This window comes from Alphaproteobacteria bacterium, assembly GCA_016722515.1.
Lineage (GTDB): Bacteria > Pseudomonadota > Alphaproteobacteria > Rickettsiales > JADKJE01 > JADKJE01.
Genome location: JADKJE010000001.1, coordinates 343,563 through 364,436, shown reverse-complemented (window position 1 = coordinate 364,436; position 20,874 = coordinate 343,563). Strand labels below are relative to the sequence as shown.

The 20,874-nt window shown below is 44.1% G+C and carries 18 protein-coding genes and 1 pseudogene; 9 read left to right on the top strand and 10 right to left on the bottom strand.

Annotated elements, in window-relative coordinates:
• The first annotated feature begins 29 nt into the window (after positions 1–29).
• The 9 genes and pseudogenes from mutS to IPP74_01595 all read left to right on the top strand — a co-directional run bounded on the left by mutS (position 30) and on the right by IPP74_01595 (position 11,222).
• A complete protein-coding gene (gene mutS, locus IPP74_01635) occupies positions 30–2,684 on the top strand; it encodes a DNA mismatch repair protein MutS (GenBank protein MBL0317996.1) in 2,655 nt (884 codons plus the stop codon).
• 174 nt (positions 2,685–2,858) lie between these two features.
• Positions 2,859–3,467, top strand: a complete 609-nt coding sequence (gene gstA, locus IPP74_01630; protein ID MBL0317995.1) for a glutathione transferase GstA — start codon at positions 2,859–2,861, stop codon at positions 3,465–3,467.
• 74 nt (positions 3,468–3,541) lie between these two features.
• Complete coding sequence (locus IPP74_01625; protein MBL0317994.1) at positions 3,542–4,588, top strand: J domain-containing protein; 1,047 nt, start codon at positions 3,542–3,544, stop codon at positions 4,586–4,588.
• Positions 4,589–4,767: 179 nt separating this feature from the next.
• On the top strand, positions 4,768–5,790 hold the full coding sequence (ilvC, locus tag IPP74_01620) for a ketol-acid reductoisomerase (protein MBL0317993.1): 1,023 nt from the start codon (positions 4,768–4,770) through the stop codon (positions 5,788–5,790).
• Between the two features lie 124 nt (positions 5,791–5,914).
• A complete protein-coding gene (locus IPP74_01615) occupies positions 5,915–7,444 on the top strand; it encodes a 2-isopropylmalate synthase (GenBank protein MBL0317992.1) in 1,530 nt (509 codons plus the stop codon).
• Between the two features lie 632 nt (positions 7,445–8,076).
• Positions 8,077–9,080, top strand: a pseudogene (locus IPP74_01610) (rod shape-determining protein).
• Between the two features lie 80 nt (positions 9,081–9,160).
• Positions 9,161–9,997, top strand: coding sequence for a rod shape-determining protein MreC (gene mreC / locus IPP74_01605; protein MBL0317991.1), 837 nt, complete (start codon positions 9,161–9,163; stop codon positions 9,995–9,997).
• 155 nt (positions 9,998–10,152) lie between these two features.
• On the top strand, positions 10,153–10,779 hold the full coding sequence (locus IPP74_01600) for an OmpW family protein (GenBank protein ID MBL0317990.1): 627 nt from the start codon (positions 10,153–10,155) through the stop codon (positions 10,777–10,779).
• Complete coding sequence (locus tag IPP74_01595; protein ID MBL0317989.1) at positions 10,779–11,222, top strand: hypothetical protein; 444 nt, start codon at positions 10,779–10,781, stop codon at positions 11,220–11,222. The genes IPP74_01600 and IPP74_01595 overlap by 1 nt, the downstream gene beginning before the upstream one ends.
• On the opposite strand, the gene IPP74_01590 is transcribed toward IPP74_01595, so the two are convergent.
• The 10 genes from IPP74_01590 to ccoN all read right to left on the bottom strand — a co-directional run bounded on the left by IPP74_01590 (position 11,209) and on the right by ccoN (position 20,871).
• The gene (locus tag IPP74_01590) at positions 11,209–11,949 is read right to left on the bottom strand and encodes a Crp/Fnr family transcriptional regulator (protein MBL0317988.1); all 741 of its coding nucleotides are present in this window, start codon (positions 11,947–11,949) and stop codon (positions 11,209–11,211) included. The two genes, IPP74_01595 and IPP74_01590, sit on opposite strands and share 14 nt — an antisense overlap.
• A 76-nt stretch (positions 11,950–12,025) precedes the next feature.
• On the bottom strand, positions 12,026–13,381 hold the full coding sequence (gene hemN, locus IPP74_01585; protein MBL0317987.1) for an oxygen-independent coproporphyrinogen III oxidase: 1,356 nt from the start codon (positions 13,379–13,381) through the stop codon (positions 12,026–12,028).
• A gap of 68 nt (positions 13,382–13,449) precedes the next feature.
• On the bottom strand, positions 13,450–13,599 hold the full coding sequence (gene ccoS / locus IPP74_01580; GenBank protein ID MBL0317986.1) for a cbb3-type cytochrome oxidase assembly protein CcoS: 150 nt from the start codon (positions 13,597–13,599) through the stop codon (positions 13,450–13,452).
• The gene (gene cadA / locus IPP74_01575) at positions 13,596–15,782 is read right to left on the bottom strand and encodes a cadmium-translocating P-type ATPase (protein MBL0317985.1); all 2,187 of its coding nucleotides are present in this window, start codon (positions 15,780–15,782) and stop codon (positions 13,596–13,598) included. The genes ccoS and cadA overlap by 4 nt, the downstream gene beginning before the upstream one ends.
• Positions 15,779–16,258: a FixH family protein gene (locus IPP74_01570; GenBank protein ID MBL0317984.1), complete on the bottom strand. Its 480-nt coding sequence runs from the start codon at positions 16,256–16,258 to the stop codon at positions 15,779–15,781. Before IPP74_01570 ends, cadA begins: the two co-directional genes overlap by 4 nt.
• Positions 16,259–16,262: 4 nt before the next feature.
• Positions 16,263–17,666 carry a cytochrome c oxidase accessory protein CcoG gene (gene ccoG, locus IPP74_01565; protein ID MBL0317983.1) on the bottom strand — a complete coding sequence of 468 codons (1,404 nt, stop codon included), beginning with the start codon at positions 17,664–17,666 and terminating at the stop codon, positions 16,263–16,265.
• 6 nt (positions 17,667–17,672) lie between these two features.
• A complete protein-coding gene (ccoP, locus tag IPP74_01560) occupies positions 17,673–18,554 on the bottom strand; it encodes a cytochrome-c oxidase, cbb3-type subunit III (protein ID MBL0317982.1) in 882 nt (293 codons plus the stop codon).
• Positions 18,547–18,702 (bottom strand): cbb3-type cytochrome c oxidase subunit 3, encoded by a 156-nt coding sequence (locus tag IPP74_01555; GenBank protein MBL0317981.1) that lies wholly within the window; start codon positions 18,700–18,702, stop codon positions 18,547–18,549. Before IPP74_01555 ends, ccoP begins: the two co-directional genes overlap by 8 nt.
• Entirely contained in the window at positions 18,702–19,439 is a 738-nt protein-coding gene (ccoO, locus tag IPP74_01550; GenBank protein MBL0317980.1) for a cytochrome-c oxidase, cbb3-type subunit II, read from the bottom strand. The genes IPP74_01555 and ccoO overlap by 1 nt, the downstream gene beginning before the upstream one ends.
• On the bottom strand, positions 19,432–20,871 hold the full coding sequence (gene ccoN, locus IPP74_01545) for a cytochrome-c oxidase, cbb3-type subunit I (protein MBL0317979.1): 1,440 nt from the start codon (positions 20,869–20,871) through the stop codon (positions 19,432–19,434). Before ccoN ends, ccoO begins: the two co-directional genes overlap by 8 nt.
• Positions 20,872–20,874 lie beyond the last annotated feature (3 nt).

Genomic DNA, 20,874 nt, shown 5'->3' with positions numbered 1-20,874 from the left:
ACCAGTATGATGCCGCGCGGGCAACGCCGATGATGCGCCAATATCTCGAAATCAAACAGGCGCATGCTGATTGTTTGTTGTTTTACCGTATGGGTGATTTTTATGAGATGTTTTTTGAAGATGCCTTAACCGCAGCGCCCATCCTGGGAATTGCTCTGACCAAGCGTGGCAAGCATGACGACCAGGATATACCGATGTGCGGGGTACCGTTTCACAGTTGTGAGCATTACCTTGATAAATTGATTCGCTATGGTTTGAAAGTTGCCATTTGTGAACAATTGGAAACGCCGGAGCAAGCCAAAAAGCGTGGCTATAAAGCCGTGGTCAATAGAGAGGTTGTGCGTATTATTACCCCGGGTACGATTACAGAAGATGCGTTGCTTGAATCGCATAGCACCCATTACCTGGCGGCGCTGGTTGGCAGGAAACAGCAATTCGCCATTGCTTGGGTTGATATATCAACCGGTGAGTTTTGGGTTTCGCCTTCCACGCCTTTGACACTAGCCAGTGACTTGGCCAGAGTCGCACCTAAGGAATTGGTATTTCCAGAATCGATGCTTGGTGAACAATCCTATCGTTCCTTGCTGATGGAATGGAAAAAAACTTTGAGCCCTCAAGCGGATAGTTTTTTTGAAGGCGCACGTGCGGATCGTCACCTTAAACAATGTTTTAATGTCTCAGTGCTCGACAGCATCGGTGACTTATCGCAGGAAGAAACCACGGCCTGTGGGGTACTGGTTGAATATTTGCTGCTCACGCAAAAAGGTAAATTGCCTTATTTAAGATTGCCTCGTCGGCAAGTGCCTAACCATTTTATGAATATCGATGCCGCTACGCGCCGCAACCTGGAAATGACACAAACACTTTCAGGTGAAAAACGTGGCAGTTTGCTGGCAACAATCGATTATACACAATCAGGATCTGGAGCGAGGCTATTATCCACAATGCTTGCGATGCCACTGGCTAATAGTATAGCTATTGGCCAACGATTAGACATTGTTGAATGGTTTGGCCATCATCCCCATGAACGGGAAGTCCTGCGCTTACACTTAAAACATATGGCCGATATTGAAAGGGCATTGGCACGTATTACTATCGACCGTGGAGGGCCACGTGATATGCTGGCTATTCGTCAAAGCCTGGCAACCTTGGCAGAAATAAGGCAGATGTTTGATGGGCAAGACGTGTTAAGGGCCAGTATGCCAAAAGGGTTACTTGCGATGCTCAATAATCTAGGTGGTGCCCATGGATTATGTGATGAATTAACCTCAGCACTTGCCGATGATGTGCCCATGCTTGCCCGTGATGGTGGGTTTATACGCCAGGGGTTCCACGCACGCTTGGATGAATTGCGCGATTTGCAGTTACACGGGGCCGAGCGTGTTCAGCAATTACGTGACAAATACCGCGAACAAACGGGTGTGATGACCCTTAAAATTGCCCATAACCAGGTGGTGGGATATTATATAGAAGTGAATGCTCAGCATCGTGCTAAAATGGATGATGCGGTCTTTATCCACAAGCAAACCATGCACCAGGCTATGCGCTATACGACGGTGGAACTTCAGGATTTAGAACAGGCAATACTGAGTAGTTCAGAAGAATCAATGTCAATTGAAATAGCTTGTTTTGAGCAGTTGGTAACGTCAATCAAACAACAGGCTGAATATTTAATGAAAGTAGCTTACAGTGCTGCTCAGTTGGATGTGACTTCAGCGCTTGCGCAATTGGCGGTAGAAAAAAAATGGGTGCGTCCGTTTGTTGATGACACACTAGCGTTTCATATTCAAGGAGGATGGCATCCCGTAGTGGCGGATGCCCTTAAGGGCCGCGGTGAGCATTTTACTCCTAATGATTGTGAATTTTCACTGGCAAAGCAGCTTTATATCATAACAGGTCCTAACATGGCGGGTAAAAGTACCTATATGCGTCAAAATGCATTGATTGCTATTTTGGCGCAGATTGGATCGTTTGTGCCGGCAAGCCATGCCCATATCGGAACGGTCGATGCGCTCTATAGCAGGGTAGGGGCAGCGGACGATTTAGCCAGGGGGCTTTCCACCTTTATGGTGGAGATGGTTGAAACCGCTACTATTTTGAATCAGGCTACGGCGCGTTCACTGGTTATTTTGGATGAAATCGGTAGAGGTACGGCAACGTTCGATGGGCTTTCCATCGCCTGGGCCTGTGTGGAATATATTCATGACCATGTGCAGTCACGAACCTTATTTGCTACGCATTATCATGAGCTTACGAGTTTGGCTGAGCGGCTAAAGCATGTATCGTGTTTGACGATGCAAATCAAGGAATGGCAGGGGAAAGTGGTTTTCCTTCATCACGTGATTGCGGGCAAAGCGGATCGTTCTTATGGAATATATGTGGCCCAGCATGCTGGGATTCCCAAACCTGTCATTCACAGGGCAAAGGAAATTTTGGCGTTGCTGGAACAGGGACAGGCAGGTTCAGCAATTGACCGGTTGACGGAACATTTGCCGTTATTTGGAGTATCAGAAACCATACAAAACACTCAGGTTCATTCGACTTTACCTTCCGCTGAGCTTTCACGCGTAGAGCGCGACGTGTTAGAGCGCTTGCGCCGTGTATCATGCGATGAATTATCTCCAAGAGAAGCGTGGGAAATCTTAGCACAATTACATGAACTGACCCACGATAGCGGTGAATAGCTGTATCATCCTGAATGGGCTTGAACAACATGAATAAAGGGGTATCATTTAAAGATGAGATTACGGCTGAAAGAAGTGGATGTTATGGTTTTTGTCTTTGATAGATAATACAACATATATTGCCATTGTAATTATATAAGAATTGATTTGTTTAACCAAGAGAGGAGTTTTGTTATGAAACTATATTATACACCAGGTGCCTGTTCGCTGTCTCCACATATTGTGCTAAAAGAAGCAGGCTATACGTATTCGCTTGAAAAGGTGAATTTGGGTACGAAACAAACCGAAACCGGTGAAGATTTTAGAGAAATCAATGAAAAGGGGTATATACCGGTTTTAAAATTGGAGGATGGCGAATTCTTAACCGAAGGTGCAGCCATTGTGCAGTACTTAGCTGACCTTAAGCCAGAGTCTGGCTTGGCGCCCCGCGCTGGGACAATCGAACGGGTGCGTTTGAATGAGTGGCTGGCTTATATTTCTACAGAGCTTCATAAGGGATTCTCACCACTCTTTGGTAACCCAAGTGAACATGCGGCTGAAGCCCTTAAAAAGAAACTTTCGATACGTTTGGATTATGTAGAAAAAAGGCTTAAAGGCCATGATTACTTAATCGGTCACCAGTTTACCATTGCTGATGCCTATTTATTTACCGTTTTGAATTGGTCGAATCCGTTGAAATTTGACCTAAGTGCGTGGCCTAGTATTGTGGCGTTTATGAAGCGGGTGGCGGATCGTCCACAGGTGAAAGCTGCCATGCAGGAAGAGGGATTAATAAAGGCTTAATACCTATAAGTTTTGGGGCAGGTTAACTAAAAATTTTATCTTTATTGCTACCATCAGCCAAGACGAGGTAGCATATGAAAGATTCTCAGCATAGTAGTAATGAAGAAAAGAAACTTGAAATAAAGGGTGCAAATCCATCAGAACAAGTACCTCATGCTGAACAAAATAAACCTGCCTCAGAACCTGAATCAAAAGCTCCTCCTAAGGCTAAAGAGCCGTCTAATTATTATGAAGTATTAGGGGTCGATGAAAAAGCTACTCAGGGTGAAATTAGGAAGGCTTACCTAAAGCTTTCTCTTAAGTCGCATCCCGATCAATTTGAACGCAATAATCCCAACGCAAGCGAAGAAGAAAAAAAGAATAGTGAAGAAAAATTCAAGAAGATTTCTGTTTCATATAAAGTATTATACGATCCAGATTTAAGGAAAGCCTATGATAATCAATTAAAAAGCGAGAGGGCTAGCAACGTTGAAAAGCCTCAGCTGAAAGCTAATCCTAAAGAGCAATCCCCTAATAAAGCGGAGCCCGATGTTAATGAGAAGGGCGCAAATAAGGGAGGAATAAATGTTAAGCCCTTACGTACCGCCTTAGGCTATGCGAAGAAAGGCATAGAAAGAGCTGGAAGGGAAGAGGTTCGAAAAGGTGTTTCAGATGTTGGAAGCGCAGGATTAAGTGCAGGTAAAAAAGCCGCACTTGGTGGCGTGGGGCTTGCGGCAAGCGTTGCTGTAGGGGTTGCTTTCCCCCCGGCAGGATTGGCAATGGCTGCTGTGGTCGTGGGAGCTACCGCTGTTTCAATGGCACCAGATGCTGTGAAAGCCATAAAGGGGGTCGCTCATGCAACTGGGGTGGACAAGGCCGTAAGCAACGCGGTGGATGACGCAAAAACTAAAGCTAAAGAAGGTCTGGCTAAGGCAGCCGATAAAGGAATTGATAATATTGATAAGGGAATTTCAAAGGGATTAACCAAACTGCAAAATGCCTTAAATAGCCCTGAAGGGAAAAAAGCAAAGGAGGCGCTCAAAGGGTGTGGTGAACCTTCACAAGCGGATCATCGTAACAAACCAACACCCCATATCGAAGGAGCAATCGTACCGCATAATCCCAGCAAGGGTAGGGCGTGATACCCCCCAAAATTGCTCTGTCTATACAGAGCGATATTTCTCTAACTGCTTGATCCATAAAATAACAGTGCACTCTCTGCCGACGGAACTAATCCAGCGTTATTTTTATGGATATAGACATTGTCAAAATACCTGAAATAGGATAGAATGCCGACCCTAACTTCAGTGGAGACAAGGCAATGTCACTCAATATTTATTATGATAAAGACGCTAATTTAAATCATATTCTAGGCAAAAAAATCGCGATTGTCGGCTATGGCAGCCAGGGTCACGCCCATGCGCTTAACCTAAAAGAAAGTGGTGCTGATGTGGTGATTGCGCTTCGTCCTAACTCAGTTACGGCTAAAAAAGCTGAAAAGGCTGGCTTTAAAGTGTTAAGCCCAGCGGAGGCTGCTAAACAATCTGATATCGTGATGATCCTGGTTCCTGATGAACATCATGCGGATGTCTATGCCAATGAAATTCGTGATAATATTAAAAAAGGCGCTGCGCTTGCATTTGCCCACGGTTTCAGCATTCACTTTAATCAAATCGTTCCACGCAGTGATTTGGACGTGATCATGATTGCCCCTAAAGGCCCAGGTCATACAGTACGTTCCGAATTTGCCCGTGGTGGTGGAGTTCCATGCTTGATCGCAATTGCACAGGATGCCAGCGGCCATGCTAAAGATATCGCTCTTGCTTATGCTAGCGGCGTAGGTGGTGGACGTTCAGGAATTATCGAAACTACATTCCGTGATGAATGCGAGACTGACCTGTTTGGTGAGCAAGCCGTATTATGTGGTGGTGTTTCTGCACTGGTAAAAGCTGGTTTTGAAACCTTGGTTGAAGCTGGATACCCAGAAGAAATGGCCTATTTTGAATGCCTGCATGAGCTAAAACTTATCGTAGACCTCATCTATGAGGGTGGTTTAAAGAATATGCGTTATTCAATTTCGAATACCGCTGAGTATGGTGACTATCGTAGCGGACCGCGCGTGATCACTGAAGAAACCAAAAAAGAAATGAAGCGTATTTTGAAAGACATCCAAGACGGTATATTTACCCGTGACTGGATTCTTGAAAATAAAGCAGGGGTTCCGTCCTTTAAAGCATCACGCCGTAACGAAAGCGAGCATCGTATCGAAGCGGTTGGCGAGCGTTTGCGCGCTATGATGCCTTGGATTGCTAAGAATAAATTGGTAGATGAAGAGGTTGCATAACCTCGTTATCTCCTAATATTTTCTTAATCATGAACCCCTCGCTAGGCTTGCTTAGCAGGGGTTTTTGTTTAGAATAAACAATAATGGTGTAACATAAGAATAACCAACCAATAACGAGGGAGTTATGAGTCAGGATAAAATTATTATTTTTGATACCACCTTGCGCGATGGGGAGCAGTCTCCGGGTGCAACCATGAATTTGTCAGAAAAATTGCAGATAGCACGTTTGCTGGATGAAATGGGCGTGGACGTGATTGAAGCAGGTTTTGCCATTGCCTCTAAAGGCGATTTTGAATCGGTCAGTGAAATTGCTAAGGTGGTTAAAAATGCCACCGTCTGTAGTTTGGCACGTGCCAAGCAAGGCGACATCGAAGCCGCTGGCGAAGCCTTAAAATTGGCACATAAAGGGCGTATCCATACGTTTATTTCCACCAGTCCCATCCATCTGAAGTATCAGATCAAAATGACAGAAGATGAGGTGCTTGAGGAAATTCGTAAGAGTGTTTCGTATGCCCGTCAATTTACCGATGATGTAGAATGGTCGGGAATGGATGCCACCCGTAGTGACCGTGATTATTTATGTAAGGCAGTTGAAGTGGCAATTAAAGCTGGAGCAAGGACGGTGAATATTCCAGATACGGTAGGCTATACCTTACCAGAGGAATTTGCTGAGACGATCCGGTATATTAAAAACAATGTCCCTAATATTGATCAAGCAATTATTTCGGTGCATTGCCATAATGATTTAGGTTTATCGACAGCAAACTCATTAGCAGCTATCCGTGCTGGTGCCCGCCAGATTGAGTGTACGGTTAATGGCTTAGGTGAACGTGCTGGAAATGCCGCCATGGAAGAAGTGGTGATGGCGATTAAAACCCGTAATGATTTCTTGCCCTTTACGACCTCGATTGATACCACGCAAATTATGCGGGCGTCGCGATTGGTATCAACCATCACCGGTTTTGTGGTACAAAAAAATAAGGCGATTGTCGGCAGCAATGCGTTTGCCCATGAATCGGGAATCCATCAAGATGGTGTGCTTAAAAATGCCAACACGTATGAAATCATGAAGCCAGAAGATGTAGGATTAAGCCGGTCAAATTTAGTGATGGGTAAACATTCTGGCCGTCATGCTTTTAAAGCCAAATTAGAAGATTTGGGAATTGAACTGGGTGATAATGCGTTAGAAGATGCGTTTAACCGCTTTAAAAATTTAGCGGATAAAAAGAAAGACATCTATGACGAAGATATCATTGCATTATTGGATCACCGTTGCGATTCGGCTCATGCACAGATTACCCTGAAATCGCTCCAGATTCACTGCGGCACTGGTGGTCAGCCTTTATCGGAGATCGAACTGAATGACCATGGTGAAATCAAGAAGGCAAAAACCCATGGTGATGGACCCGTCGATGCGTTGTTTAAAGGTATCCGCGAGCTAATCCCGGTGGATGCTGTTTTGGAGTTATATCAAGTCCATGCGGTAACCCAGGGAACGGATGCCCAGGCAGAAGTAACGGTGGTACTTAAGAAGGAAGGCCGAGTTTATACCGGAAATGGACGGGATACCGATACCATGGTGGCCTCGGCCAATGCATATTTGAATGCACTGGATAAGATTTTGGCCAAAGAAGTGAAATTAGCTGGGATTTAGGTTTCTAAGACTGCATCTCCGTACCATTTCTGAAAGGGATAGGGGGAGGTGCAGTATGACTTGGAGTCTATTCGTAATCTCACGGAATGATCACGTTTAGTGGCAATAATTGCAGTGCGTTCGCTAAAAATTAAGAGGTGTTTAGCTGGCAAAAAATAATAATTATCCCGAATTGTTAGGCAAAATTCAAACGGCTGATAATGTTCGTGATGTTTTCATTAACGGACTTACTATTATATCAGTAACATCAGCCAATCTTGTTCATCTGCAAAAAGTTTTAACGGATGCTAATGCCCATGAACGCTCGTCGAGCTTTCCTAAAAATGAAAAATCAAGGCTGGAAAATAGTGAGACTTATGTAGTAAATCTACGTGGTTTTATGGAGAAAGGATCCTGGCTAACTTAAAAGCAGCTGCAGTTATCAATCATTAATCCTGCTAATATTGTTTTCCTCAATTTAGCCCTAGCTCTAGCCTAGGGCTAAATTGCTTTTATAGCCTTGATTATGAAGACCGGTATTGATTTTTAGTGAATTTATGTGACAATGGTTATAGAGTTCCAATTTCTTTTATTAAGGCGCGTCTCCCATGGCTAATTTTCTCACTAATTTCTTTGGATTTTTGCCTAATCATATGGCAATAGACCTCGGTACGGCTAATACTCTGGTGTATGTACAAGGCAGTGGTATCGTTCTCAATGAGCCTTCCGTGGTTGCCTTGGTCTATGACAATGGACGCCTGGTGCCTTATAAATTTGGTAATGAAGCGAAAATGATGTTGGGTAAAACCCCAGCTAAAATTGTAGCCAAACGCCCGCTTGAAGATGGCGTTATTGCCGATTTTAAAGTGGCTGAAGAGATGATTAAACACTTTATCCATGCTGTGCATAAAAAACGCACCATTAAGGGGCCAATGATTATTATCTGTGTGCCTTCAGGTTCGACACCCGTTGAGCGAAGGGCAATCCAGGATGCAGCTGAAAATGCAGGAGCCAGCGAGGTGTTTTTGATTGAAGAACCGATGGCTGCGGCAATTGGTGCAAATCTGCCGGTGACGGAACCAACGGGATCGATGATTGTGGATATTGGTGGTGGTACTACCGAGGTAGCGGTTCTTTCACTCGGTGGTATTGTGTATTCACGTTCTGTGCGTGTGGGGGGTGATAAAATGGATTCGGCGATTATTTCATATATCCGCCGTTACCATAACCTTTTAATTGGTGAATCCACCGCTGAAAAAATTAAAAGACGATTGGCGCTGCTCGTCCACCTGAAGATGGCGAAGGCAAGACCATGGAAATTAAAGGTCGTGATTTAGTGAATGGTGTACCAAAGGAAATCGTACTCTCTGAAGCTCAAATTGCTGAAAGTTTGATTGAGCCGGTAACCCAGATTACCGAAGCCGTTAAAATTGCCCTGGAATGCACGCCTCCTGAATTATCATCAGATATCGTTGATAAAGGGATTGTTCTTTCTGGTGGTGGTGCGTTGCTGAAAGATTTGGATGCGGTGTTACGTGATGCTACAGGATTGCCGGTATTTGTAGCGGATGATCCATTGTCGTGTGTAGCGCTTGGAACAGGTAAAGTGCTTGAGAATATCAAGCAATTTATGCATGTGTTGTTTAAGCAAGATTAATGTGGGGCTGGTTACATTTAATTGGGCAATTTGCTCATTCTTTATTAAGGTTCAACCATTAGTCTGGATGTAGGTCATCGATGCAAGAGAAGCTTCATCAACCCATGCTTACACAGATCGCAATACCATTTAGATATTTTACACGGCGCTGGTCTCTCTTCTTTTTTTTAGGGATCTCTATCGGTTTAATGTCGCTTGAAATATTCCAACCCGATTTTACCAAACGGGTACGTACCGTTTCTATGGACAGGCTTGTGCCGGTGATGGAGGTGGTTTCCAGCCCCTTTACGGTAATCAAAAACAGCTATGAAATCCTTCGAAATTTAACATTTTTGCGTTCAGAGAATGAGCGGTTAAGGATTGAAAATACCCGGCTTAGGAACGTGGCGCTTACGGCTACTTACGTACAAGCGGAAAATAAACAATTACGCGAATTACTGAAAGTTCCACCTGAGCTGAAGCCAACCTATATTACGGCCCTGGTTGTGAGTTCCACCACTGGCAATTATGTGCGTTCGGCTACCATCAATGTTGGCAAGGATAATGGGGTGGAAGAGGGGCAGATTGTGATTAATGAATATGGTCTGGTCGGACGTATTATTGAAGTGGGTAAGCACTCGGCACGTATTTTATTGATTCATGACGTGCAATCACGCATACCCGTGATTTCGAGCGTTTCACAGGAACGCGCTATAGCTGCTGGCATGGATGGCGATAATTTAATGTTGATGTTTGTGCCCGATGAAACCCATATTGCCCCAGGTGAGATTGTTTATACCTCAGGTGACGGCCATTATTTTCCACAAGGGTTGATTGTTGGAAAAGTGGGTAAGAAAAAAGCCAATGAAATAACCGTGATCCCATCCGTTCAGCGGCACAAGCTTAAATATGTGCATGTGGTTAAATACGCCAATTAACCACCCTTAATGATGGCGATGTTTTTAGCAAGTTGTTACCTACAAACTCGCTCATGCTCATATAATTGATCGAATAATTGATAAAGATCAAGACCATAATACGTGTAACGGCTATCTTTGAATGGTAAATGAAGAATCAAAGATACGGAGGTATTATGAAAAGATCTAAAAAAATGATGTTAACCACGATGGTTTTACTGAGTACCACTGCTCAGCTTGCCCATGCTGCCAACGATGGTAAATGGATGATTAGGGCTCGTGCGCTTGGCGTCATTCCCCAAGAGAGTAGTTCAATTACACCCATTGGTGGTAAAGCTAAAGTCGATAACAGCGTTGTTCCTGAAGTGGATTTCAGTTATTTCTTCACACCTAATATTGCGGCCGAACTTATTTTGGCAACCACTCCCCATAATGTGAAAGCCAAAGGGACTGGACTTGGCACCGTTGATGTTGGTAGCGCCTGGTTATTGCCACCTACGTTGACCTTGCAATATCACTTTACTCAATTCCAAGACTTTAAACCTTATGTAGGGGCTGGTATTAACTATACTATTTTCTATAACGAAGATTCTGGAGCCTTATCAAGCGTCCATTATAAAAATAGTTTTGGTGGTGCACTGCAGATGGGTGTTGATATACCGGTTCATGATAATTGGAACCTTAACCTTGATGTTAAAAAAATATGGATTGATACCACCGCCAATTTTAACAATGGTGGGGTTATTGCTGATGTTAATATTAACCCATGGGTCATGGGTGTTGGTATCGGTTATCGATTTTAATGGCAGGCAAGATGGGGTGTATCATTCCTGATTCTGCACCGGAGCAACTTCCTTTGGGAGGTTGTTCCGGCAAGTGTTCGCATCCATGTAAACCACTTAATAAAATATGGATCATCGCTGTTTGCGAAGGCATGATTTCTATCTTTGAAAAGAGTGGAACAGACATTTTTTGTCTTATCCAACAAGGAGATAATACGGTGATGCCATTTATTGATGGCTTCTCTCAAATTATTGAACATGCCTGTGATGAGGGAAAATTTGGAAAATTACTGTTGGTTGGAAGTGAAAAAGACCTAAGTTGGCTACGTTACTTATTGAGTGCCAAAGTCTCTCGATATATTATGGCTGAGGTTAAATATCCCTTGTTAATTGACTGGTTTAAACAAACTTCAGCTACAGATAAACTTTCTGATATTTTAGAAAATCTCTTTATAATGGACTAGTGCCGTCTAAGTTAAGAACGTCCACGTCGCATGCACCAGATTCAGAGCAGCTGTTGCACACAAAATCACGTAATTTAACAACACTGCTTACATCGACATCATGCCCTTTTGTGAGCACTCCGATTTCTTTTAACTGATTGAGGTTTCGAGAAAATGTTTCTGGTTTCATACCTAAATAAGAGGCAATCAGGTGTTTTTCAATAGGTAGGTTAATTTTATAGCCACTTGCGTGTGGCTGGCATAATTGCAATAAAAAACAACCTAACCGTTGTGCGGCAGACAGCGTGGTCATATGTTCTAGTTTAAGTTGAACGTGTGACATTTGTTGATTGAGTAATCCCATAATATAACGGGATAGATCTGCATTTTGGGCAAGGGTAAGTCGAAGGGCATGGCTTTGTATGCAAATCAACTCAGTGCCATCGCATAATGATTCAATGGTGTGGGGATAGCTGGAGTGTGGAAAAAGAGCTGCTTCTCCTATTAAACTACCTTGGGTATGTAACCCAATGATAGTTTCTTTGCCATCGGGTGTTTGCCTAGAAAGTTTAACCCAGCCCTTACGGATAACCCACATTGTGTGAGCCGTATCGCCATGACAAGCAATGACGTGGTCTTTCTCAAAAATTCTAACTGAAATATGCGGCAATATAGCTTGCCAGGCAGCCTGGTTATCTTTAAATAAGGGGTGTTCGTTTAAATGATGTGGGAGCGAATGCTGTTTCATAACCCCATCATAACACATTAATATTACAGATTTGTATCCATAAGTGCGTTCATTTGACATTTTTTTAAATAAGAGCTTAGGCAACCTTTGCGTAACCAATTCCTGGTGTCAGGTACGCGTCAAATAAAGAAGAGACGATCCGTGCTGCTTGAGGGATGGCAGGATTAACCCGTATACAGGAGGCATCCCAGGTAATTAATCCATCTTCTTCCATGGGTTTTAGGGATTCTAATAGCGGATTAAAATGAGATTGAGAAATATTAAAATGAGTACAGATTTGATTAAGGTCGACCTCAAAATAGCACATTAATTGTTCGATGATGGCTCTGCGAATCCGGTCTTCGTTACTTAGTATAAAGCCGCGTGCCGTTGCAAAGTGGCCTTGACTGATCTGCTGTTCGTAGTGAGCAATGTCTGGTGTGTTTTGAATATAGCCTTGTTTAAAATGACCAATCGAAGAAGCTCCAAGGGGAATAAGTGTTTCGCAGGAATCGGTGCTGTAGCCTTGAAAATTTCGTGATAAGGTTTGCTGGTGGAGGGCCGTTTCCATCGAGTCGTTGGATTTCACAAAATGATCAAGCCCTATTGCGGTATAACCTGCCAGTTTTAATTGTGCTGAAGCTGCTTTAAAGAGCTCAAAACGAAGTTCGTCATTAGGCAACTCATCTTCATTAATCAGCTGCATATGTTTTTTGACCCAAGGAACATGCGCATAACCAAAGAGGGAAATACGGTCTGGTTTTAATATAATTGCGTAATCAACCGTTTGTTTGAATGTTTGCAATGTTTGTTTGGGAAGGCCATAGATAAGATCAAGATTGATCTGACTGATTCCATAATTTCGTGCATGGTGGATTGTATCATAAACCATCAAGAAGGGTTGATAGCGATTGATGGCCATCTGGACGTTAATGTCAAAATCTTGTACACCCAGGCTGATCCGGTTTACCCCCGCTTGTTTATAGGCGGCTATCTTTCCTTCAGTACAGTTTCTGGGATCAATTTCAATGGCTATCTCGGTCTTTTCGGTTAATTCAAATAATTCCCTGAGTGTTTTCATACTGGTTCGAAAATCATCAGCACTAATAATGCTGGGTGAACCTCCACCAAAATGGATATGTGCGACTTTGGGGGTAAAACCGATGGTCTCCCTGACAAGGTGTGCTTCTTTGAGCATCACATCCAGATAATGCTGAATAGGTTCTTGTTGCCGGGTAATTTTTGTCGAGCAACCACAAAACCAGCATAATTTACGGCAATAAGGTATATGCACATAAAGTGAGATTGCCGCATCTTTATCTAGCGATGTAAGGCAGTCCACATAGGTCGGGGCTTCCATGGCATAAAAGTGAGGAGCCGCAGGATAGCTGGTATAGCGGGGTAATTGCTTTGGGTATTTTGCAAGGATTGAGCTGTGTTGTTTATCATTCATAGCAACACAGATTAGCGTTATGTTGCTGTGATGTCGTTGATATAGATCAAGATAATGTTGCTTTTTTTTTACTCGTGATTGTCATCACCATGCAGCACTCGATAAGCGGCGCCATCAAGATCATCGAATTGATTATTATGAAGTGCCCATAAAAAGGCAATCAGGCTCGTTAAACCTAGTGTGAGTGCTATGGGTATGAGATACAATAGAATGGTCATGGATGTTTCCTTGAGCAAAAATGAAGCCTCATCGCATTGCCAACCACCAATAATGAAGACGATGACATAGCAATCGCTGCGATTAAAGGTGTTATACATCCGGCGACGGCTAAGGGGATAGCGACTACATTATAGAGGATAGCTAGCACAAAGTTTTGTTTGACAAGACGTTGTGAAAAAACGGCCATTTCCCAGGCGTAGAGTACTGGTGATAGTGCCTCTCCCTGGAATACAATGTCAGCCGCATTTTGCGTAATATCCATAGCGGTAGAGGGAGACATGGACACGTTGGCCTCGACTAAGGACGGGGCATCATTCAGGCCATCACCCACCATGAGGATATGTGCACCTTGGTCTTTAAGGGATTTAAGAACCTCATGTTTACCGGTTGGCGATAACGCTGCCATTGCATGATGGATTCCTGTTTGATGTGCCACGTCTTGAACAACTTCGTTACGGTCACCAGAAAGTAAGCATATGTGTTTTCCATGGCTTAAAAAGGATTGCACAACGTTGGGGGCATCGTCACGGCAACGATCTGCAAACGTAAAACGAACTGGTTTTTCGTCTTGAATGCTTAACCATAACTCAAGAACAGAATCATCTACCACTTCGAAAGGGGCACACCATGAACGTTTTCCTAATTTAATAGAGGTCGTATCGGTGTGAGCTTCCAATCCATACCCTGGAACCTCCGTGACCATTATATCAAGAAGTGCGCCATGATAGGCCAACATGATCGCCTGTGAAAGTGGGTGTTTGCTATGCACGGCCATAGAAGCGGCTAACTGCAAATGCTTAGGTGAGATAGATTCTGGAGCAAGCAATTCGGGTTTACCGTAAGTCAGTGTGCCTGTTTTATCAAAGGCAATATGCGTAATACAGGCCAGTCTTTCTAAGGCACTTCCTGATTTGACCAGAATTCCGCGACGCATTAAAATGCCACTGGCCAGCACTTGGACAACAGGAACTGCCAAGCCTAAGGCGCATGGGCAGGTGATGATGAGTACGGTTGCTGCATAGAGTAGGGCGACTTGCCATTCAATGCCACCCACAAACCACCATCCCAGAAAGGTTGCTGCTGCCAGTGCATGGACAACGGGCGTGTACCAGCTGGAAATTTTTTCAGCAATAGTGACATATTTTGCTTGGGATTGCTCGGCTACTTCCATTAATTTAATAATATCAGAAAGTAATGAGCGTTCACCCGCTTTGGTTACCGTTAAGCGAACGGGGGCGGTAATATTGATCATTCCCGCGAAGACCCTGGACCCTGGTTCAATTTTTTGTGGCAATGTTTCGCCAGTAATAATGCTGGTATCAATCTCGGAGGTGCCTTCACTGATATCACCATCGGCACCAAATTTTTCGCCAACGGCCACCAGTAAAACCATTCCTTCTTTTATGTCTGAGAATGGGATGGTTTCGTATGTGCCATCAGGTTTGATGCAGGTGGTAAAGCCAATCATCATATGCAGTAAATCATGTGCAGCCTCACGAGCTTTGCCCCTGGCTTTTGCATCTAAATATCGGCCAATCAGCAGAAAGAATAATAACATGACACTTGAATCAAAATAGGCATGTTTTCCATGCGTGATTGTTTCAAATAGGCTCATACAGGTTGCCAGGATGACGGCAACGGAAATAGGCACATCCATATTGGTTGTACCCAACTTTAGGGCATTCCATGCGGATCGATAAAAAGGAAGGCCAGAGTAGAGGATTGCTGGTATGGCAATGATGGCTTCAATCCAATAAAAAAGAATACGGGTCCCTACACCAATCTCGAATGCATCAGAAGACCAGATAGGAATCGAAAACATCATCAGATTTCCCGATGCAAATCCCGCGATTGCCAAACAGCGGAGCAAAAATTTAGATTCACGCTGCGACAGTGTTTCCTGTGTTTGAACGTCAAAGGGAGCGGCGCGATAGCCCATATTGGTAATCGTTTGAAGGGAGTCATTTCCTATGTGGTTCTCGCCAACCCATTTGATGATTAATCGACGTGTTGAAAAATTTACGCGTGCGTAAATAACGTCTGGTATTTTCTTAAGTGCTGACTCGATAAGGGCCACACAGGAAGGACAATGCATTCCGTCGATGACCATATGGAGTGTACGTATCCCTTCTGGATCTGCCGTTATAAAATGTTTTAAGTCGAGAGAATGAGAGTCTTTCATTGAATTACCAGGCGTTGTGTATATTGAACCTCGTTGCCGTCACTATAGGCAATAACCCGTGCTTCCCATAAACCAGGTTGAGGGAAGGTTACGTTTGCCTCATAGGTTGAACGTTCGCTCAGCAGCATCGTTTGATCAAAATCAAATCCGTCTTTGACTGGACGGGAGATATGGAGTGATATTTTTTGCGCATGGAGAAATGTTCCTTGAGCATCCGTGAGTGCAAATGTCAGTGTCCCCTGTTGAGGAATCTTGCTTTGATAGGAAATAACGCCCTTCCAACCAAGTTCTTTTTGATGTCTTATGGCATTCAAAACCTGGTTATAGGCGACGCCCTTTTCATAAGGATGGTCTGTTACTAATCCCGTTGACGTGCGAATAGCAAGGGTTACCATGACACTATTCACGGCGACTACTATGATGAAAAACATAACAAAGTACCAGGGGATGATGCGGTCTTTAAAGGCGGTTGGCATAGCGTTAGTCCTTGCTGAGGAATACAGATTTTTTAGTCTCAGTATTCTGTTTGTCTAGTGTTTGAATGATAAAAAGTAATGTCTTACGTTTTTCTATTGGTTCAGGAGAGCTCACAAAAATTCTGAAATGGCCAACACTATCCGCAAATACCATTAGATCATCAGTACTCATGTCTTGAAAACCTTGAACTTTAACGGTTGCCTTCTCTAATCCCTCAAGGAGTAGGCGATAATGCTGATCCTGTCCGGTTTTATTAAGAATGCTGATATTATAGCCGTTGCGTATGTCTCCATCGGAAAGTTTTACAAAGAGTGGATTGCGGTCGTGCATCACATCGAATTCGACTGGTGAACGGGAGAGCAAACCGTATAGAATAGCCGCGCCGACAGCGATCATAAGAGCGCTATACCAAAGTGTTCGTGGTCGCAAAAGGCGAACAGCAGGTTGCTGGTCTTGTTTGCGGAGTTGACGGTTATTTTCTGTATCGTAACGAATAAGTCCGGGCGGTAATCCCAGTTTGTGCATGACATTGTTGCAAGCGTCAACACATAAGCCGCAGGCGATACACTCCATTTGCAAGCCTTTGCGGATATCAATGCCTACAGGACAGACCACCACACACGAATCGCAATCAACACAATGGCCTTTATTATCCCATGACTCACCCTGTTTATGTTTGCCGCGTGGTTCACCCCGTTTTTCATCATAGCTGATAATCAATGTGTCTTTATCAAACATCGCGGATTGGAAACGTGCGTACGGGCACATATATTGGCAGACTTGTTCTCTGGCAAAGCCTGCCATTAAATAGGTAGAAAAAGTCAAGGCGACAATCCAGCCGCCTACAGACCAAGGGAGATCAAGATGCATAAGGTGATCGACAAGGGTGGGGGCATCGTTAAAATAAAAGACCCATGCACCACCGGTGAATAAACCGATGATAATCCAGATCAGATGGGTCAGGCCTTTTTTTGTCCATTTATGCAGTGTCCAGGGTGATTGATCGAGCTTCATGCGGGCGTTGCGGTCGCCTTGGACAAGACGTTCTACCCATACAAATAAATCGGTCCACACCGTTTGCGGACAGGCATATCCGCACCAGACTCTTCCCAATAGACTGGTAACAAAAAACAACCCCACCGCAGCAAGGATCAACAGACCTGTGATGTAATAGACTTCTTGGGGCCATATTTCGAGGAAGAAAAAATAAGCGCGGCGACTGGGCATATCGATGAGCACGGCTTGATCTGGCATATGTGCACCACGATCCCAGCGAATCCATGGCACAAGATAATAAATGCTAAGCAGGGTTACCATCGTGACCCATTTCAGTTTACGGTAACGCCCCCAGGTGCGCTTTGGGTAAATTTTTTCCTGCTTAGCAAATAAGGATGTGAATTCTTCCATAGATTTCTATTGTGACTTACCTTTTTCTCCACCACCTAATTCATGGACATAAATGGCGAGTTGTTTAATGGTTGCATCCGATAACCGTGTCTCCCAGGTTGGCATTACACCATGTTTGGGGTTGGTAACCTGGTGTTGGATGTCTTGTTTAGTGCCACCATACAGCCAAATGGCATCGGCAAGGTTAGGAGCTCCAACGTCTTTGCTGCCATGACCTGTACTGCCGTGACAAGCAGAACATTGCTCTTTAAAGATGGTTTCACCTTTGGCATTGGCTCCTTTTCCAGTGGAGAGGCTGAGTACGTAATCGCCAACATCTGAAATTTGATCCTGGGTGAGAATGCTTGTTTTACCAAAAGCAGGCATTTGTGAATCCCTGGTTTTTTCATGGCTTGAGCGGATACCGTATTTAATGGTGGTATAGATGGCTTCTAAATCGCCACCCCACAGCCAGTCATCATCATTCAAATTAGGATAGCCTTTACCGCCCTGACCACCTGTGCCATGACACGCTGCACAATTTTCACGGAATGCTGCGCGTCCACCGACCAATGCCACATTATAGAGGGTTGGGTCTTTAGCAATTTGTTCTAAGGTACTTGCCTGGATTTTATTTAAGGAAACTTGGCGAATAGCCATAATTTCTGCTTGTTCAGCATGGAGCTTTGTGTACTCAGTCCAGGCTTTGGTTCCTTTTGTGTTTCCTGATAATGTCGGCCATGCAGGATACACGACCCAATAACCGATGGCCCAGACGATTGTGATTAAAAATACCCAAATCCACCAACGAGGTGCAGGATTATTTAATTCCTCAAGCCCATCCCATTCATGGCCGGTTGTTTCAACATGGCCAACATTTTTTTTATGGTCATCTTTTTTTCTAAGCATCGGATTTCTCCTTTAATGGAATATGGGCATAGTTATCAAACCGTTCACGCAAACTTGGGCGCATCACCCATAGGGAAATGCCAACAAAAATAGAGAAAAAGAGTAATAGGCTGCAAACCGGGGCAGCGTCCAGGAGTGAATTCAACATTACTTGGCCTCCTTTGCGATTTGTTTGATATCGTAATCGTTGATATCAACCATGGTTCCTAATACTTGAAGATAGGCAATCAGCGCATCCATTTCAGAAACAAACTGATCCTGCCCATCAAAATCACGGGCAATGATTGTATTGCCATAACGTTTCTTTAATTCAGTGGCATCTCCGCCAGGGATGGCCTGGGTTATGATATCCTGCCTGGCATTTTCAATCATGGCTTGTGTGTAGGGCACTCCTACCGTTTTCATGGCTTTCATGAGATCCTTTATCTCATAGGTATCAACGCCTTTATTGAGCATATATGAGTAACCGGGCATGATGGATTCGGGCACAACATCGCGGGGATTAATTAAGTGCGCTACGTGCCATTGATCGGAGTACTTGCCACCCACACGTGCTAAATCTGGCCCTGTACGTTTTGATCCCCATAGGAACGGATGATCATACATGCTTTCGGCCGCTAATGAATAATGGCCATAACGTTCGACTTCATCACGCAGCGGTCGTATTTGCTGACTATGGCAAGCGGAGCAGTTTTCGCGAATATAGATTTGCTGCCCTGCTAACTCCAAAGGTGTATAAGGGCGCATGCCTTCTACTTTTTCAATGGTGGTTTCTATCCTGAATAAGGGGACAATTTCCACCAGGCCGCCGATTGAAATAACCACGAGGCTGAGTACGAGTAACCAAAATGAATTCCTTTCGATTTTCTTGTGTTTATTAAGCATCGCTATTCTCCTTTTTGCAGCCTTGGCAAGATGGGCATTTTCCGCAAGTCGTAATGGTTCTCCAGAGGTTATAAACCATGATTAAAGCGCCTGACAGGTAGAGAAGCCCACCTAATGCACGAATCAGATAGTAGGGGTGCATGGCTGCCACGGTTTCGACAAATGAATATTCCAAGAAGCCTAAATGGTCGTAAGAGCGCCACATCAAACCTTGCATGATACCTGCAACCCACATGGCGGTGATGTAAAGGACAATACCGATCGTAGCCACCCACAAATGGGTGTTCACCAGTCGCATTGAGTAAAGCTGTTTTTTCCAAAGCACGGGTACCATGTGGTAAATCGCACCGAAACTAATAAAGGCTACCCATCCTAATGCACCAGAATGAACGTGACCGATGGTCCAATCGGTATAATGCGATAGTGAATTAACCGATTTTATTGCCATGAGGGGGCCTTCAAAGGTACTCATCCCGTAGAATGCTAAGGCGATAATCATAAAACGAAGAACGGGATCTTCACGCAATTTATGCCACGCACCTGATAGTGTCATGATACCGTTAATCATTCCGCCCCAGCTTGGCATCCATAACATGATCGAAAAGGTCATCCCCAATGTTTGTGCCCAGTCTGGCAGTGCGGTATAAATAAGGTGGTGTGGTCCTGCCCAGATATAAATGAAAAGTAACGACCAAAAATGTAGTATCGATAAACGATAAGAATAGACAGGGCGTTCGGCGCGTTTAGGGATAAAGTAATACATAATGCCTAGAAACCCAGCGGTGAGGAAGAAGCCAACGGCGTTATGTCCGTACCACCATTGAATGAGGGCGCTTTGTACACCCCCCCATACGGATACGCTTTTTGTACTCATAAGAGAAATGGGCAGGGAGACATTATTGACGAGATGCAAAACAGCAACGGTAGCGATGAAGGCTAGATAGAACCAATTCGCTACGTAAATATGTGGTTCCTGCCTGTTTTTTAAGGTCATCAAAAAAATCAGTAAATAACACACCCAGACGATGGTAAGCCAGAGGTCTGTATACCATTCGGGTTCTGCATATTCTTTGCCTTGTGTAATACCAAGCAGGTAGCCTGAGGCAGCCAGGATAATAAAAATCTGATACCCCCAAAAGGTGAATGTTGCCAGATTATCATTCCACAACCGTGTTTGACAGGTACGCTGAACCACAAAGTAACTGGTAGCAAATAAGACGTTACCGCCAAAAGCAAAAATGACAGCTGAGGTATGAATGGGCCTTAGGCGTCCAAAGGTAAGATATTCGCCGATATTTAAATCGGGGAAGGCCATTTGTAGCGCAATGAATAATCCAGCACCAAAACCAACAATGGCCCAAAAGACAGCGGCCAGTGTAAAGCATTTCACAATATGGTCGTTATAGATAATAGCTATTTTGTCGCGATTCATTCG

Bases quoted from the DNA above. Each gene is read 5' to 3' on its own strand.
- IPP74_01595 (MBL0317989.1), top strand. From the start codon at position 10,779: ATGGCAGGCAAGATGGGGTGTATCATTCCTGATTCTGCACCGGAGCAA.
- ccoS (MBL0317986.1), bottom strand. From the start codon at position 13,599: ATGACCATTCTATTGTATCTCATACCCATAGCACTCACACTAGGTTTA.
- IPP74_01555 (MBL0317981.1), bottom strand. From the start codon at position 18,702: ATGTTGAATTCACTCCTGGACGCTGCCCCGGTTTGCAGCCTATTACTC.
- IPP74_01570 (MBL0317984.1), bottom strand. From the start codon at position 16,258: ATGCCAACCGCCTTTAAAGACCGCATCATCCCCTGGTACTTTGTTATG.
- mreC (MBL0317991.1), top strand. From the start codon at position 9,161: ATGCAAGAGAAGCTTCATCAACCCATGCTTACACAGATCGCAATACCA.
- ccoG (MBL0317983.1), bottom strand. From the start codon at position 17,666: ATGGAAGAATTCACATCCTTATTTGCTAAGCAGGAAAAAATTTACCCA.
- gstA (MBL0317995.1), top strand. From the start codon at position 2,859: ATGAAACTATATTATACACCAGGTGCCTGTTCGCTGTCTCCACATATT.
- IPP74_01625 (MBL0317994.1), top strand. From the start codon at position 3,542: ATGAAAGATTCTCAGCATAGTAGTAATGAAGAAAAGAAACTTGAAATA.
- hemN (MBL0317987.1), bottom strand. From the start codon at position 13,381: ATGAATGATAAACAACACAGCTCAATCCTTGCAAAATACCCAAAGCAA.
- ccoN (MBL0317979.1), bottom strand. From the start codon at position 20,871: ATGAATCGCGACAAAATAGCTATTATCTATAACGACCATATTGTGAAA.
- IPP74_01600 (MBL0317990.1), top strand. From the start codon at position 10,153: ATGAAAAGATCTAAAAAAATGATGTTAACCACGATGGTTTTACTGAGT.
- ccoO (MBL0317980.1), bottom strand. From the start codon at position 19,439: ATGCTTAATAAACACAAGAAAATCGAAAGGAATTCATTTTGGTTACTC.
- cadA (MBL0317985.1), bottom strand. From the start codon at position 15,782: ATGAAAGACTCTCATTCTCTCGACTTAAAACATTTTATAACGGCAGAT.
- ccoP (MBL0317982.1), bottom strand. From the start codon at position 18,554: ATGCTTAGAAAAAAAGATGACCATAAAAAAAATGTTGGCCATGTTGAA.
- IPP74_01615 (MBL0317992.1), top strand. From the start codon at position 5,915: ATGAGTCAGGATAAAATTATTATTTTTGATACCACCTTGCGCGATGGG.
- mutS (MBL0317996.1), top strand. From the start codon at position 30: ATGATGCGCCAATATCTCGAAATCAAACAGGCGCATGCTGATTGTTTG.
- IPP74_01590 (MBL0317988.1), bottom strand. From the start codon at position 11,949: ATGAAACAGCATTCGCTCCCACATCATTTAAACGAACACCCCTTATTT.
- ilvC (MBL0317993.1), top strand. From the start codon at position 4,768: ATGTCACTCAATATTTATTATGATAAAGACGCTAATTTAAATCATATT.